Annotated in this window: 18 protein-coding genes and 2 tRNA genes; 12 read left to right on the top strand and 8 right to left on the bottom strand. The window is 42.0% G+C overall.

Annotated elements, in window-relative coordinates; genetic code table 11:
- Positions 1-173 precede the first annotated feature (173 nt).
- The 12 genes from R7P80_RS05660 to R7P80_RS05605 all read left to right on the top strand — a co-directional run bounded on the left by R7P80_RS05660 (position 174) and on the right by R7P80_RS05605 (position 8,099).
- Positions 174-857: a DUF4336 domain-containing protein gene (locus tag R7P80_RS05660; protein ID WP_206953257.1), complete on the top strand. Its 684-nt coding sequence runs from the start codon at positions 174-176 to the stop codon at positions 855-857.
- A 427-nt stretch (positions 858-1,284) separates the two neighbouring features.
- Positions 1,285-1,752: an Sbal_3080 family lipoprotein gene (locus R7P80_RS05655; RefSeq protein ID WP_005385757.1), complete on the top strand. Its 468-nt coding sequence runs from the start codon at positions 1,285-1,287 to the stop codon at positions 1,750-1,752.
- A 64-nt stretch (positions 1,753-1,816) separates the two neighbouring features.
- A complete protein-coding gene (locus tag R7P80_RS05650; protein ID WP_005377819.1) occupies positions 1,817-2,149 on the top strand; it encodes a YnfA family protein in 333 nt (110 codons plus the stop codon).
- A 141-nt stretch (positions 2,150-2,290) separates the two neighbouring features.
- On the top strand, positions 2,291-2,695 hold the full coding sequence (locus tag R7P80_RS05645) for a DUF1801 domain-containing protein (protein WP_017633973.1): 405 nt from the start codon (positions 2,291-2,293) through the stop codon (positions 2,693-2,695).
- Positions 2,696-2,848: 153 nt separating this feature from the next.
- On the top strand, positions 2,849-3,229 hold the full coding sequence (locus R7P80_RS05640; RefSeq protein WP_138939935.1) for a hypothetical protein: 381 nt from the start codon (positions 2,849-2,851) through the stop codon (positions 3,227-3,229).
- A gap of 150 nt (positions 3,230-3,379) precedes the next feature.
- Positions 3,380-3,880 (top strand): GNAT family N-acetyltransferase, encoded by a 501-nt coding sequence (locus R7P80_RS05635; RefSeq protein ID WP_017633971.1) that lies wholly within the window; start codon positions 3,380-3,382, stop codon positions 3,878-3,880.
- 98 nt (positions 3,881-3,978) lie between these two features.
- Positions 3,979-4,230 carry a TIGR03643 family protein gene (locus R7P80_RS05630; protein WP_005377824.1) on the top strand — a complete coding sequence of 84 codons (252 nt, stop codon included), beginning with the start codon at positions 3,979-3,981 and terminating at the stop codon, positions 4,228-4,230.
- Between the two features lie 404 nt (positions 4,231-4,634).
- Positions 4,635-5,024, top strand: coding sequence for a lysozyme inhibitor LprI family protein (locus R7P80_RS05625; protein WP_065274430.1), 390 nt, complete (start codon positions 4,635-4,637; stop codon positions 5,022-5,024).
- A 163-nt stretch (positions 5,025-5,187) separates the two neighbouring features.
- Complete coding sequence (locus R7P80_RS05620; RefSeq protein ID WP_005377826.1) at positions 5,188-5,637, top strand: nuclear transport factor 2 family protein; 450 nt, start codon at positions 5,188-5,190, stop codon at positions 5,635-5,637.
- An 899-nt stretch (positions 5,638-6,536) separates the two neighbouring features.
- Complete coding sequence (locus R7P80_RS05615) at positions 6,537-6,935, top strand: VOC family protein (protein ID WP_005377827.1); 399 nt, start codon at positions 6,537-6,539, stop codon at positions 6,933-6,935.
- A gap of 165 nt (positions 6,936-7,100) precedes the next feature.
- Positions 7,101-7,739, top strand: coding sequence for a DJ-1/PfpI family protein (locus R7P80_RS05610; RefSeq protein ID WP_005377828.1), 639 nt, complete (start codon positions 7,101-7,103; stop codon positions 7,737-7,739).
- Positions 7,740-7,868: 129 nt separating this feature from the next.
- Positions 7,869-8,099: a hypothetical protein gene (locus R7P80_RS05605; protein ID WP_017820907.1), complete on the top strand. Its 231-nt coding sequence runs from the start codon at positions 7,869-7,871 to the stop codon at positions 8,097-8,099.
- A gap of 259 nt (positions 8,100-8,358) precedes the next feature.
- On the opposite strand, the gene R7P80_RS05600 is transcribed toward R7P80_RS05605, so the two are convergent.
- The 8 genes from R7P80_RS05600 to hppD all read right to left on the bottom strand — a co-directional run bounded on the left by R7P80_RS05600 (position 8,359) and on the right by hppD (position 13,970).
- Positions 8,359-8,435, bottom strand: a tRNA-Val gene (locus tag R7P80_RS05600).
- Positions 8,436-8,467: 32 nt separating this feature from the next.
- Positions 8,468-8,544, bottom strand: a tRNA-Val gene (locus R7P80_RS05595).
- A gap of 179 nt (positions 8,545-8,723) precedes the next feature.
- On the bottom strand, positions 8,724-9,062 hold the full coding sequence (locus R7P80_RS05590) for a hypothetical protein (protein WP_005377830.1): 339 nt from the start codon (positions 9,060-9,062) through the stop codon (positions 8,724-8,726).
- A 119-nt stretch (positions 9,063-9,181) separates the two neighbouring features.
- Positions 9,182-9,841 (bottom strand): DUF2726 domain-containing protein, encoded by a 660-nt coding sequence (locus R7P80_RS05585; RefSeq protein WP_225491440.1) that lies wholly within the window; start codon positions 9,839-9,841, stop codon positions 9,182-9,184.
- Between the two features lie 195 nt (positions 9,842-10,036).
- On the bottom strand, positions 10,037-10,705 hold the full coding sequence (gene maiA, locus R7P80_RS05580) for a maleylacetoacetate isomerase (protein WP_005377832.1): 669 nt from the start codon (positions 10,703-10,705) through the stop codon (positions 10,037-10,039).
- A 21-nt stretch (positions 10,706-10,726) separates the two neighbouring features.
- A complete protein-coding gene (locus tag R7P80_RS05575; protein ID WP_047100685.1) occupies positions 10,727-11,764 on the bottom strand; it encodes a fumarylacetoacetate hydrolase family protein in 1,038 nt (345 codons plus the stop codon).
- Positions 11,765-11,773: 9 nt separating this feature from the next.
- The gene (locus tag R7P80_RS05570) at positions 11,774-12,904 is read right to left on the bottom strand and encodes a homogentisate 1,2-dioxygenase (RefSeq protein ID WP_042521907.1); all 1,131 of its coding nucleotides are present in this window, start codon (positions 12,902-12,904) and stop codon (positions 11,774-11,776) included.
- Positions 12,897-13,970, bottom strand: a complete 1,074-nt coding sequence (gene hppD / locus R7P80_RS05565; RefSeq protein WP_005377835.1) for a 4-hydroxyphenylpyruvate dioxygenase — start codon at positions 13,968-13,970, stop codon at positions 12,897-12,899. Before hppD ends, R7P80_RS05570 begins: the two co-directional genes overlap by 8 nt.
- Positions 13,971-14,227 lie beyond the last annotated feature (257 nt).

Genomic DNA, 14,227 nt, shown 5'->3' with positions numbered 1-14,227 from the left:
CTACTTTACGCGCGTTCAGTATAAAAATACTCAAAGATGTACAGCTGCACTCAATAAGGGTTTGGTAAACCTAATATTTTTGGTTTACGCTTAGCGAAGCGTTTATTGTGCAACAAGGCAGCTTTTGAGTAACTTAAATGCCGCCTTAATACAGTGTTAACGGTTGGAGAGACATGAAAAAGTTAGCCCATGAGATATGGATATTTGACGGAGATCCCGTCCAATTCTTAGGACTCCCATACACCACTCGTATGACTATTGTTAGGCTTTCTGATGGTGGCCTTTGGATTCATAGTCCAATTAAGTTATCAAATTCGATTAGAGAGCAAATCAACAATCTAGGCCAAGTGAAATACTTAATCGCTCCTAATCATTTACACCACTTGTTCTTATCTGAATGGGTATCTGCCTATCCTAGCGCAGAAGTTTATGGCACAAATGAAGTCATTAAGAAGTGCCGTGATATACACTTTCACGCTTCACTTAACCAAGGCGGTAATGCTTGGAACTCTGAGGTTGAACAAGAACTATTTTCTGGCTCTCCATTAATGGAAGAGTGTGTGTTTTATCATCGACTTTCAAAGACCTTAATTGTTACTGACCTCGTCGAGAATTTTTCTGGCCAGGACTTTAACTACTGGCAGCGGTTTGTGGCTAAAGGGGCCGGTATTCTTGCTCCGAATGGAAAAATGCCTTTGGATTGGCGCCTAAGTTTTATGTTTAGCAAACAAGAGGCTCGAAAACACTTAAATAAATTGCTGTCTTGGAAACCTAATATATTGGTTATGGCTCACGGTGAAATCGTCCTTGATAATGCAGACGAGTTCTTACAGCGCTCTTTTAAGTGGCTAGTATGAGACAACATTGAAAACTCACACAACAGAATAGACAAGAAGCTATTTTAAAACATTAGGCCCTTTTAGCTTAGTCTTAGGGACGAATTTACAGCACTACACGTTATGTTTAACGATAAGCTCCCCTATTCCTCTTAATTGAGCATTATGCAGCAATTTAAAATTCCGTTAGAATTGCACTTCAAAAACTTCAAAAACTTCAATGCGAAGAATTCTGGACATTGATACGGACATAAGTTCAAGAGTTAACATAACGCAATAGCAATCTCTTACTAATTATTTTGCATCGAGACATTGGCATACTCCCGAAACAAACCCTTCTACTCTAAAGGTTTTGTTAATAACAGTTGCCATGCTTGTTAGTTATTCTCGTTGAACTCAGTATCTTGAAGTTGTTTGAATATATAAATTTAAAAAAAAGAGACATAAGATGCACAAAAAACTCATCATTCTAAGCTTGCCTATTCTATTAGCTGCATGTGCGGCACCAAAGTATACGGTAGAAACAATCTCGAAAGAAAATCAGAGCAAGGAAATCACCATCGTAAAAGACAACGCCACGCGAGATGTTTTCTTAGATTCGATGCAAGACTGGTGTTTGGATACCGCCCATAAATGCACAGTCGTAAGCGACGGCACGCCTCCTGTTAGCTCTGAGCTAACACTTACTTACGTATCACGCTGGAGCTGGGATTTTAGAACATTTATCGCTGATGCTCAGATCAAAGCCTACAAAAATAACGAAAAAGTAGGACAAGTTGAATTTAAAGCACCAAACAGCGCGAATCCAGATAAATGGGGTAAAGACAACAAACGAATCATTTCGATGATGGATCTGTTATTCGGTAAACAAACCGTGAGTGAGGCTCAATCCAAGATTAAGCTGGGCGAAATGTAATGAGCCGAACAATTGCCCATTTAACAAGCATCATATATTTGTAGAGAAAGATAGGAATTTTTAAGTGACTGAAGTCAAAACCATTGGGCTTTTCTTTATAACCGCCATTGCAGAAATATTAGGCTGCTACTTACCTTATCTCTGGTTAAAGGAAGATAAGTCAGTTTGGCTTTTGGTACCAGCAGCGCTATGCCTTGCTATGTTTGCTTGGCTTCTATCTTTACATCCTACCGCAACTGGCAGAGTTTATGCCGCTTACGGTGGTGTCTATATTTTTGTCGCAATTCTATGGTTGTGGTGTATCGACGGCGTTCGACCAACGCTCTGGGACATAGTGGGGGTTTCTGTCGCTATGCTTGGCATGTCAATCATCATGTTTTCACCCAGAGCATCCTAAACGTAACCGAGGGAAACCCTTACGCTTAGTATTTTGGCTATGTGCTAGATTTATTGATTAATAACATTATGACGTCATTGCTACATAGCCAAAGTACGCTTGGGCTTCACCCCAAAACAGCGCTATTTATAGGAGATACTAATGAACCATGCAGTGAAGGCAAGATTTGATGAGTATCCAAAACATGTGCGTATTCGGATAGAAGAGCTACGAAATATCGTCTTAACTATCGCTTCTGAATTAAAACTGGGAGAAGTTGAAGAATCTCTAAAATGGGGAGAGCCAAGCTACAGTGTGAAAACAGGTAGCCCGGTAAGGATGGATTGGAAACAGAAAACGCCTAGTCGTTATTATCTGTTCTTTAATTGCCAAACTAAGCTCGTCGACACATTCCGCGAACTGTATAGTGACTCACTTGAGTTTCAGGGTAATCGAGCAATAATTCTATCTTTATCAGCACCTTTGCCAGAAGCTTCAATCAAGACCTGTTTAGAATTAGCATTAACCTATCAAAAGCGAAAGAACTTACCTCTTTTAGGTATGTAAGATCGCTTAATAAAACTATTTACGGCCGATTAACCATATTCAACTACTCTACCTTTGTATCCTTTTTAATGCTTCCGCAGTAAAGTTTTAGATTAAGTGGTCACGTTAATAGCGCCGTAACCAAACTAGTAATATCGAAATAAAGAAGAGTTTATGAAATCAAAAATCTTGTTCTTACTTATGCTTGGAGCTCATTTCAATGCTTTTTCAGCGACGAACTATCAAGTCAATGTGGTAGTAACAGAGCCTCAATCAACATTCATTTTTCCGACTTTTGAAATATCCTCTAAAGGAAAAAGCAAAACCAGTTTTGTCGACGGCTGCACGTACTTAGGGACCCTTTCAGAACCGAGCAAAAATAGTATACAGCTTGAAGCTACCATGTCATGCAACCAAGATGGCTCTACGTCAAGGATGGAAATGCCGGTATTTGTGCTCAACTCCGAGGGTCAAAGCGCGAGTTATGATCTTGTAGAAAACGGGATCGTGATGTGGAAATATTCTGTAGAAGTTAAGCCGTCACTTAAAAAGTGATATATCAGAAATACTAAAGTAACAATCAGCACTATTAACCGCCGTTTAAGTGTAATAGGTATATTCTTTACGACTTAATGACGTTACTTGTTGCCGCAAGTCTCCAACTCATGTACAAAGCAGCCCTAATTTTAATAGGAGCTAAGTGGCATGAATTTAATTGTACGTCAGGTAACTTTAGGTGATGCTGAAGGCATTACAAACGTCCTCAATCCCATCATTATTGAAGGTTTATACACTGTATTAGATACGCCTTTCACACCTGAAGAAGAAAAAGAGTTCATTACTCATTTCCCAGAACGGGGCGTGTTTACAGTCGCTTTATCCGAAAATAGCTCACAAGTCATTGGTTTCCAAAATATCGAGCCCTTTGCACAATATACAAAAGCTTTTGACCATGTTGGCATAATTGGTACGTTTGTTAGTGACGGTGCTCGTGGCCAAGGTGTGTCTAAACAGCTTTTCAAATCGACATTCGAAGTAGCCAAACAAAAGGGTTACGAAAAACTATTTGCGTACGTTCGCAGCGATAATGAGCGAGCGTTATCAGCCTATCTCAAACAAGGCTTCGAAATCGTAGGGACCGCGAAGAAGCATGCAAAAGTTCGTGGGAAATACGTAGACGAAGTCCTCATTGAGAAGTTTTTGTAGGTGTTATGTCGCTAAACACTAAGCACGCATATAAGAACATTTGAACCAAGACTCAATTTCCGTCGTAGAAATCTCTTTTCTAAAATAGGTTATTTGAAATGAAACTGACCTCGGAAACTGAGTCAAGAATAATAGAAATGGCATGGGAAGACCGCACCCCATTTGAGGCTATCGAATTTCAATTTGGTTTGAATGAATCCGACGTGATTCAGTTTATGCGTAGCCGGCTCAAATCAAGTAGCTTTAAATTGTGGCGTAAAAGGGTTTCGGGGCGCAATACAAAACACAACAAGCTACGAAACTCAGACATCATTAGAGGTTATTGCCCAACTCAATATAAGCCGCGATAGCGAACTGCACTTGGCATAAATTTTTATTACGAATCGCAACATTTATCGCCCTACCTTTGAACCAACTTCATGATTGGAGGGGAATAGTCACCACTTAATTCAACCTAGGTGTTTCAGGGCGATAATAAATTCAATGGGAGTCATCTTAACGTCCTCAGTCGCCATCAAACTAATGATTCCACAGAAAAGATTGATACAAAACGCCCACTAAAAGTAACTCAGATTAAGGCGTCATTTAATCCGTGTATCAATCTCTTTTACCTTCTGTTTAGGCACTAGAATCACTAACCTTCTATTTTATCTTTGAAGGCACAGATAAAAAGCTGCATGATTAAAAAGGAAAAATAGCGGATAACTGTTTAACAAGCACTCGGAGCTTGGAGGCAATTTTGAACAAATTACTTATGATGTTTGCGTTGGTTTCTTTACCTTGCTTGGCTTCTGATGATGTTGAAGATCCCTGCAAAGTAAAAGGCGGGGGCGTTATGGCTGGTTATCAGTGTGTAGAAAAGAAGATGGAATCTGCAGATAAAGAGCTTAACGAAAGTTACAAGGAAGCAATCGCTAGAATAGGTGAGGAAGAAAAAGCACTAAGGAAAACATGGTCTCAGACCGAACTGGTAGAGCCATTTCGAAAGGCCCAAAGAGCTTGGCTAAAATACAGAGACGCCGAATGTGAATTTACGGGCCTGTCTTCCACACCCTCACCCTGGCAAGGTGTCCAGATTGAAGAGTGTAAGTTAAGAATGACGTTAGAACGCGTCGAGTACTTCAATGGAGTATACGTAGGCTAAACGGATTACATCTAACAAAGCACTTCAATAAGATTCGCAACTCTTGGCAATTTCAGTTTAAATGTACTCGGTGTTTAAGATGCAAACGTTCAGGTTGAGTGGTCGCTCCGCTTACTACTTAACCCTGCGTTGTGCGTAAAGCTAATATGGGTGTGAAATAATTATGGAAAAAGACGATTTAGTTGGGCTAGTAGTTAAGTATTTCGAGAAAATAGATGCCGGTGATCCTAGCTATCTGGATCTATTCTCAGAGGATGTTGATTTTTTCTTTCCTAAATTTGGGCAAGCGAAAGGAAAGAGTGCCTTAGTGGAGTTTGGCAATAGGATTGGTAGCTCGTTGATTAGTATCTGGCACGACATAGACGGCTTTCAAATAACGACTGCTGGAAACAAGGTCATTGTTGAAGGACAGGAAGGCGGCGTAATGAGTGATGGTACCTCTTGGCCGGACAACAAAGTTTCCACAGGGCGTTTTTGTAGTGTATTTGAGTTTGAAGGAAAAATGATAAGTCGTATGTTTGTGTACGTAGACCCTGACTTCCCGAGTCGAGATTTTGAGAGAATTTCCGTGCTGTCAGGCGAGAGCAACGTGCGACAAACTGTTCAAGCCTGAATACTACCGCTACCGCATAGCATCTTTGTTATGCGGTAGTATTCGTAGTTAAGGTGTGTTGAGGGCTTTGATATCACTTTGCTCACACCTTATCAGTGCGTTAGCCACATTCCCTTACTGATAGAAATGCTACTTTCTTCAATCGTCCTGTATTATGATAATGAAAAAGATTGCATTAATTTTAAGATTAAAATGAACCAAAAATTTTTTCTAAAACTACTCCCTGTCCCTTTTCTTCTAACCGCTTGCCAGTCTACGCAAAGCCAGCTACAGCCTATACCTGAAAACGTATTATCAAACCTATCGAGAGGCCATTAACTATTCTTTTTCTACTTGGCTAGTCGATCAGTCCGATATCGATCAGTCTGTAAATGAAGCTCGTGTAGCGTTATCAGAATATCAGTCTCAGAATGATGGTTTAGGAACAACATGTAAGGATTGGCACCTACCCCTAGAATCTGGATTGCGAGAAGTTAACAATCATAAGAATCAAGTGGCGATAGACCAGCAGCGAGCACATGAAATACATAAAGCAAACGCTTCTAAACCTGTAACGTATTCAACACCAGCATCTACTTCGACTAGTAATGTTGTTCACTGTTACAAATTGGAAGACGTTAGCTTGGATAAGAACATTCAAACCTTTAATGGAATGATATGCCCTATAGGCTGGCTTAAATATTATGGCTATTAATGTATTTGATTAATACAGTACTTAAGAATGAACTCTAAGTTTAATTTTTAGTTCAAGATTGGGTTTCTTGTTTACAATGTTATGTTTCCAGTTGGATTACCGTATTCGAATAGATTGACGAAGTTAATCAATATATGTGTATTGATGCTTACTTTTTATCGAGTTATCTTTGTTTGATAGCCATTAAAACGAGTAAGGAAACAAAGTGACTGTGTTAACAAAAGGCATACACCACGTAGGTTTAACCGTATCTAACCTAGAAGCAAGCGCGAAGTTTTTCACTGAACAATTAGGTTGGAGTGAAGTAAAAAGAAATCCAGGCTACCCGGCAATATTTGTGAGTGATGGGCATATCATGCTTACACTATGGGCGGCTAAGGCTGATGCCGCCACTCCATTTGACAGAAAAACGAATATTGGTTTGCATCACTTAGCTTTACTCGTAGAGACTGAGAAGCAACTCTATGAGTTGCGTGATCAATTTATGGCGTCGGGAATCGAAATTGAGTTTGGTCCCGAGCTTGTTAAAACAGGACCCGCAAAACATTTAATGTGTTACGACCCAAGTGGTATTAGGGTTGAGTTTTTCTGGGCGGGCTCATAAAACAAACATAACAAAGTTTTATAATAGGGATTTGGTACACATGGCATTGTTAGTTTGCACCGCCTTTGGTGTTTAAGGTGCTCAGCAGAAGCTTGCGTATTGAATGCCCCTCCCCTCCTACTACACATTTTGCGACTTACGAGTAAGTCCAAAAGGATAAATGTTATGTATAAAATCGGCGTTGTTTTATTTGATGATTTCACGGATGTCGATTTCTTTCTTATGTATGACTTGCTAGGGCGCACAACCGACAGTTGGACAGTAAGTATACTTGGAACTAAATCTGAACATCATTCCCACCTCGGTATGAAAGTTAAAACAGACGGACACCTTTCTGAGGTGACGAATCAAGATGTCGTTCTTATTACAAGCGGCAAACGGGGTATTCCAGCCGCTTTAAAAGATGCTGAATTTATGTCAGCGTTGAATCTTGATCCAAATAGGCAGCTAATAGGTTCGATTTGTGCGGGATCATTCATCCTCCATGAACTCGGTTTACTAGAAGGCAAGCGATTAACAACAAACCCAGATGCAAAGGCTGTTCTACAAAGTATGGGAGGAGATGTTCAGGATCTGCCTCTCGTGATAGACGGTAATGTAGCGACGGCCGGTGGCTGCCTTTCACTGATGTATCTAATTGGTTGGTTAACAGAGCGGCTATTTGACTCAAACAAACGAAAAGCTATACAAAATCAATTGATACCTGCTGGGCAATTAGAGCTGTTTGAAGAGCTTATTGCCACAACTATTCAATCAGCAGAGTTAGCAAGCTCGGATAACAAGGCGTTAAATAATCATTCATAACATGTGGTGTTTTACATTACGTTAGTTTTAGTGTTTAGGGTAAGTCACACACCAGTCTTGTGTGACTTACCCTTGAACATAACGCCACTTGGGGAAATTAACTTACAGGGAGTAAATCAATTGGTAAAAATGTACGGTTCTGAAGAGACAAGAGCGTTTTGCTGTAATTGTAAAGAAGTAACGCTACATCGGTACGAAAGCTTCTCTAAAGCGCAGGAAAAGACCGAGAAAAAAGCTAAAGGTTTCTTCTCAGGTCTATTTGCAGCAATAATTAGCTCATTAATGGAAGGCGAAGCGACTGGTGACTACAAATGTACAATATGCGGCACCAATCTTCACACGCCAGATAATTTAGATTAATAGTCAGTGTCTCTAATGCCACGGCTGGTGGCACGCAACATAATTTATAGACGGCTCTAGTGGGTTTGAAGCGTATACACCTTATGCATTGCATTTAGGGTTTTGAGGTAGTGTTGCGGATCAAGTAGTGCGCTTTTATCTCTAACAAGGGGCTAAAGCAGAGCAAAAACAAGGGACAAGAAAAGAAGTAGTTTTACTTGAGTATCAATGAATTACAGACACAAAAAAGCCCACCAAAAGGTGGGCTTTTTCTAAAATTTGGTGGGTCCGGGCGAACTCGAATCGCCGACCCCTACCATGTCAAGGTAGTACTCTAACCAACTGAGCTACGGACCCAAATTTTGTGTTCCTAACCATTCAATTCAGAATGGTGCGTCCGAGTGGACTCGAACCACCGACCCCCGCCATGTCAAGGCGATACTCTAACCAGCTGAGCTACGGACGCATTTCTCTGGAACGACGAGGATATTAGCTATAAGCGAACGACGGTGCAAGCACAAATTTGCCAACTTTGAACCGTTTGGCGAAAATGTAAACTCAACACGCGTTTTCAGATGATTTTATCGACAAGAACTGGGCCTGTAGGGTTTAAAAGTGTGATCTATATAACTTTTATTATCTCACTTAATTGTCGTAAGGCACTTCACTGAGCATCCAAATCTGTAAGGTTTGCGATACCTTAGGGCAAGTACCAAACAAAATCTGATATTTAGGTTTAAATGGTTCGCCGATATAGGTTGTACGGATCAACTCTCCTGTTTTAACATCCACTTGAGTGCTCACCCTGCCTTTGAAGTTTTGAAATATGACAAACTGCTCACTGTGGTAAACCATTTGCTCTCGGTAAAACAAGAAATGATCTTGGGGTGTCTCTGTCAATTCACACTCTAGTGGTTTCAAATTAGGTATCGCACTAACATTAGATGCGATGAACAATGCTGACAAAATCCATCCGTATCGCATATGGCTGCCCTATTCTGCACTCTTTTTCAAAGTATAGGTCTTGCCTTGAGGACAGATACAAAAAAGGCTTTGATCATCTCTAATCAAAGCCCCTTATTTCTGCAGGTTAATTGTCGTGTTTAGTCGTCCACCTCAAACACAACGTTATAATTTTCGGTGTATGTACAATTCGGCTGACGGCTACAAGTAAAGAAACGTCTCCCTTTGAACTCACCTTGGCTTGCGGTTTTAATGATCATCGGACTGCCGCATTTTTTGCAAAAGCGCACTTCTTTATCAGGCTCAATCAAATCAATGTGTGCCGCAAGCAAACGACGTAATCGCCCAACTTGATAACTGTGCTTTACCGAGGCGCCAATTAAAGGCAGGTTGGCCGTCTTACAAACATGAATCAATAACTTTTGTCTTTCTATCTTACCCTTGTTTAGCTCCTGCCCATTATCCAATTCAACGATAACGCGCGGCTCTAGTGTCCTTGGGTCACAAATAACGTAATCAAAATAGCTTCGAGATATACGATTGTTCGCGACAAAAAACTGCTTCTTATTTTTGATTTCTTTTGGCGTAACCAAACTGGACATGTTTACTTTCGCGAATACTACGGCATGCTCCCCTACCGCCGCTCTTAACGCATTATAGAACGCACCCTCTTGACCTCTGAGCAGAGGGCCTTTCGAGCGATAAGGATAATCACGCGTGTCATCGTGCTTAATCACGTACTTTTGAATAACAAAGAAGAATAAAACCAGAAGAACAACAATGATAAAAATGTTGGTCATAAATAAAGTGCATCCAAAACAACTCGTTGCTCAAAGCGTAAATGGAAATGTTATGCAGAGCAACAAAACCTCGCAATTTTGAGGCGCCACGACGATAGCGAGAAACAGAAAATTTTGCTCACCAATAAAAACAAGCCAATCACACACTTGGATTGGCTCGTTTAAATTTTTTTAATACATTATGTATGCTAAGAATCAACTATTAGCGTCTGGCTGATTCTCTGGCATCGCATCAATAAAAGCTGGCAGTTGATTGCATGACTGCACAACAGCGTTAATGGTTGGATAAAGAGAGGTATCTACACCAAAGCGTTGTGCGTTATAAAATTGTGGTACCAGACAAATATCGACAATAGATGGCGAGCTTGTCAGGCTAAACTTACAATCACCATTTAGTTTACGATGCTTCTGAAGTTTCTCTTCTAATGCCGTAAAACCTTTGTGGATCCAGTGATGAATCCAAGCGACTTTGCGCTCTGGCTCGCAAGCTAACTCCCCCTCTAAATACTGTAGAACTCTTAAGTTATTCAGGGGATGAATCTCCATTGCAATATCCTGAGCCAAAGCTAGCGCTTGGTATCGAAGCGGCGTTTGCTCGGGGATCACGGTGACATCCGGGTAGTGTTCTTCTAAGTATTGAATGATCGCCAGTGACTGGGTTAACTGAACCTCCCCATCCACCAGCAAAGGAACCAGTTCAGAAGCGTTTAACTCATGGTACTCGTCACTGTGTTGTTCGCCACCATTGCGCACCAAGTGTACCGATTTTGAATCATACGATAACTCTTTAAGATTCAAGCAAATACGCACACGATACGCCGCCGATGATCGCCAGTATCCGTATAAAATCATGCTATCGCTCATATCGTCTCCCAACCAGCACTATTAGTGCTTGAGATATTGGCTAACTTGTTGGTCAATCGAACCGAATATGTTGTTGCCATCCGCATCGAACATTTCCAATCTGATTGAATCTCCAAACGACATAAAGTTAGTCGACGGCTTACCATCACGAATGGTTTCAATCATGCGAACTTCCGCGATACATGAATAACCAACACCACCCTCCTCAATCGAAGTGCCATGTTCGGTGCCTTGCTTATTAGATACCGTGCCAGAACCTATAATTGCCCCAGCAGATAGCGGGCGCGTTTTAGTCGCATGAACAATTAAGTCTGCGAAATCAAACGTCATATCGATACCCGCATTTGGGCGACCAAACGGCTTGTGGTTGTAGGTCGAGAGCAATGGTAAATGCACTTTGTTTTCGTACCACGCTTCGCCGAGTTCGTCAGGTGTTACTGCCACAGGAGAAAACGCAGAAGAAGGTTTAGATTGGAAAAAACCAAACCCTTTAGCTAACTCTGCCGGAATTAGGCCACGTAGTGAGACATCATTCACCAGCATGATCAAACGAATCGACTCCTGAGCCTCTGCAACACTCGCGCCCATTGGTACGTCACCAGTTACCACAGCAACTTCACCTTCGAAATCAATACCCCATTCATCACTCGCAAACTCGATGTTGTCACAAGGTCCAATAAAGGCATCAGAGCCTCCTTGGTACATCAACGGGTCCGTCCAAAAACTCTCTGGCATTTCAGCGCCGCGAGCTTTTCGAACCAACTCAACGTGGTTTACGTAAGCACTGCCATCAGCCCACTGATAAGCGCGAGGAAGCGGCGACTCACAGTAGTGCGCTTCAAACTCTTCATACCCTGCAACCGTGCCATTGTTCAGTGCAACGTATAGCTCTTCCAGTTGCGGTGCTAGCGTATCCCAGTTATCAAGCGCCACCTGCATCGTCGGTGCTAAGTTCATAGGGTGGAAAATTTCTGTCGCAGGTACGCAGCGCGTTAAGTCTTTGCTCACGACCATCAACAAACCGTCACGAGTGCCATTTTTCTTGGTTGCTAATTTCATCCTTGCCTCTTACTTCTCTTGCCAGCTATAGACGTATTCTTTGTTTTCTACTTTTTCCAGCTCATCCGAAAACTGAAGTGCGTGACGCGTATCAATCATGACCGCGACTTCGTCGGCAAAAGTCTTCTTATGCTCTCGCCCTGCTTTGAAAGCTTTCGGGTGAGGGCCATGTGTAAATCCTGCTGGATGGAATGTCACCATACCCGCTTCAATGTTGTCACGGCTGAAAAAATCACCTGCATGGTAGAACAAGACTTCGTCATAATCGTCATTGTTGTGGTAGAACGGTACTTTGAGCGCTCCAGGATCACTTTCAATTGGACGAGGAACGAAGGTACACACCACAAATCCTGCTCCTACAAATGTAGTATGTGCAGAAGGCGGTAAATGGTAACGATGTGACATAAGTGGACGAATATCACGCCAGTTCACTTTTACTACCGCCAAATCACCATGCCACCCAATCGCATCCAACGGGTTGAATGGGTAAGTGATAACACTGACTTTATCGTGGCGTTTCACCTGAACCTGTGTTTGATTCTCAGAATATTGAGCACGGAACTGATCGTTGATCGACGGCGTTTCTAAAACCGCCGGATCAAACACCGCGTGGTTTCCAACCATGCCTTTTTCGGGCAATGTATAAGCCGCATCGGTGTTTTCGATCATCAGAATGAACATCGGCTCGCTTGGCTCTAAACGCCAGCTCGTTGAGCGAGGGATCATGACATAATCCCCTTCGCTCACTTTCAAATGACCATAATCACAGTAGAGATCTGCCGTACCTTGGTGGATGAATAGCAGTTCGTCGCCATCAGCGTTTCTCACCAAGAAGTCCATTTTTTCATCCATACGCCAAACACGAACTTTACAATTCGCGTTGTGTAATAGATGCGGGACTGCCCACGGGGTAATATGGCTGGCTTTCTCCACTAGATTAAAATCGAACGCTCGTGGACGTAGCTCGCCCTCCCACTCAGACCACCCCGTTGGGGCATGTTGATGATGAAAATGTGTTGCGGGGCCGAAGAAGCCACTTCGACCTGCCTCACGTTCATAAATTGCCTCTTCCGGGAAGTCAGCATGTGCTTGTTTAGAGCACACTCCCTCCCGATGAGGGAATGTGATCCATTTATGCATCGCTCAATACTCCTCGGCGAATTTGGTCTTCTTCTATCGATTCAAACAACGCTTTGAAGTTACCCTCGCCAAAGCCTTCATTGCCTTTACGTTGGATGATTTCGAAGAACACAGGGCCGATAACGGTTTGAGTAAAGATTTGTAGCAAGATGCCATCTTTCGTTGGCGCACCATCAATAAGAATCTGCAAATCACGAAGCTTGCTTACATCTTCGCCGTGGCCTTCAACACGCTGATCGACTTTCTCGTAATAAGTATCTGGCGTTGGCATAAAGTCCATGCCTCGCTCACGCAAGGTTTTGACCGTTTCGTAGATGTCGTCAGTGGTCAATGCGATGTGTTGAATACCTTCGCCATTGTATTCACGGATAAACTCTTCAATCTGTGATTTATCATCTGACGACTCATTGATAGGAATTCGGATTTTGCCGCAAGGTGCGGTCATCGCACGGCTGACAAGACCAGTCAGCTTACCTTCGATATCGAAATAACGAATTTCGCGGAAGTTACCAATGCGCTCATAGAAACCTGACCAGACATCCATGTTGCCTTGCTTAACGTTGTGCGTTAAGTGGTCGATTTCGTAAAGACCAACATTCGCTTTTGATAAACGCTCATCAGCATCATCATAAAAACGAAAATCGACATCATAAATGCTCTGCTTTCCATAACGATCGACAAAATAAAGCAAGCTTTCACCGATGCCATAAATAGCAGGAATGCTAAGCTCCATCGGCCCAATTTCCGTTTTATATTCTTTACCGCCATTCTCTAACGCATGCGCCAGAGCAACGGTGGCGTCTTTCACACGAAATGCCATGCCACAAACCGACGGACCGTGAACTTTGGCGAATCCCTCAGCTTGGCTATGCGGCTGCGCATTCACAATAAAGCTAATGTCACCTTGTCGATATAACCACGCTTCTTTTGAGCGATGCTTTGCAATCTCCGCAAAACCTAACGATATAAACAGATCTTTAAGCTGTTGAATGCCTTTGTTGTCAGCAGCGGTATATTCAACAAACTCAAATCCGTCTGTTCCTAATGGGTTATATGCATCAACCATGACTCTCTCCTTGTCTCAGTAGCTTTTGTTTGGACTTATTTTTCTAACTTGGCGCAGGTATTGAGAAATTGGAATACGTGGGGAGAAATCTTTATCTTGGCGATTTTTACGCACAATTGTAAAATATATGTTACACGAAGATTGCGCGTCGAATCCACTTTTGTAAACATTAAATAAACTGCCTACTTTCAATATATTAGATTGATATTTTCGGCTTTACGTCATCACATAAAATGTAAACAAGTTGTTACTTTGGC

Source organism: Vibrio sp. 2092, assembly GCF_033339635.1.
Taxonomy (GTDB): domain Bacteria; phylum Pseudomonadota; class Gammaproteobacteria; order Enterobacterales; family Vibrionaceae; genus Vibrio; species Vibrio alginolyticus.
This window is presented reverse-complemented; position numbering and strand designations above follow the sequence as displayed.

Coding starts and splice junctions, on each gene's coding strand:
- R7P80_RS05660 (WP_206953257.1), top strand. CDS start 174: ATGAAAAAGTTAGCCCATGAGATATGGATATTTGACGGAGATCCCGTC.
- R7P80_RS05655 (WP_005385757.1), top strand. CDS start 1,285: ATGCACAAAAAACTCATCATTCTAAGCTTGCCTATTCTATTAGCTGCA.
- R7P80_RS05645 (WP_017633973.1), top strand. CDS start 2,291: ATGAACCATGCAGTGAAGGCAAGATTTGATGAGTATCCAAAACATGTG.
- R7P80_RS05640 (WP_138939935.1), top strand. CDS start 2,849: ATGAAATCAAAAATCTTGTTCTTACTTATGCTTGGAGCTCATTTCAAT.
- R7P80_RS05635 (WP_017633971.1), top strand. CDS start 3,380: ATGAATTTAATTGTACGTCAGGTAACTTTAGGTGATGCTGAAGGCATT.
- R7P80_RS05630 (WP_005377824.1), top strand. CDS start 3,979: ATGAAACTGACCTCGGAAACTGAGTCAAGAATAATAGAAATGGCATGG.
- R7P80_RS05625 (WP_065274430.1), top strand. CDS start 4,635: ATGATGTTTGCGTTGGTTTCTTTACCTTGCTTGGCTTCTGATGATGTT.
- R7P80_RS05620 (WP_005377826.1), top strand. CDS start 5,188: ATGGAAAAAGACGATTTAGTTGGGCTAGTAGTTAAGTATTTCGAGAAA.
- R7P80_RS05610 (WP_005377828.1), top strand. CDS start 7,101: ATGTATAAAATCGGCGTTGTTTTATTTGATGATTTCACGGATGTCGAT.
- R7P80_RS05605 (WP_017820907.1), top strand. CDS start 7,869: ATGTACGGTTCTGAAGAGACAAGAGCGTTTTGCTGTAATTGTAAAGAA.
- R7P80_RS05590 (WP_005377830.1), bottom strand. CDS start 9,062: ATGCGATACGGATGGATTTTGTCAGCATTGTTCATCGCATCTAATGTT.
- R7P80_RS05585 (WP_225491440.1), bottom strand. CDS start 9,841: ATGACCAACATTTTTATCATTGTTGTTCTTCTGGTTTTATTCTTCTTT.
- maiA (WP_005377832.1), bottom strand. CDS start 10,705: ATGAGCGATAGCATGATTTTATACGGATACTGGCGATCATCGGCGGCG.
- R7P80_RS05575 (WP_047100685.1), bottom strand. CDS start 11,764: ATGAAATTAGCAACCAAGAAAAATGGCACTCGTGACGGTTTGTTGATG.
- R7P80_RS05570 (WP_042521907.1), bottom strand. CDS start 12,904: ATGCATAAATGGATCACATTCCCTCATCGGGAGGGAGTGTGCTCTAAA.
- hppD (WP_005377835.1), bottom strand. CDS start 13,970: ATGGTTGATGCATATAACCCATTAGGAACAGACGGATTTGAGTTTGTT.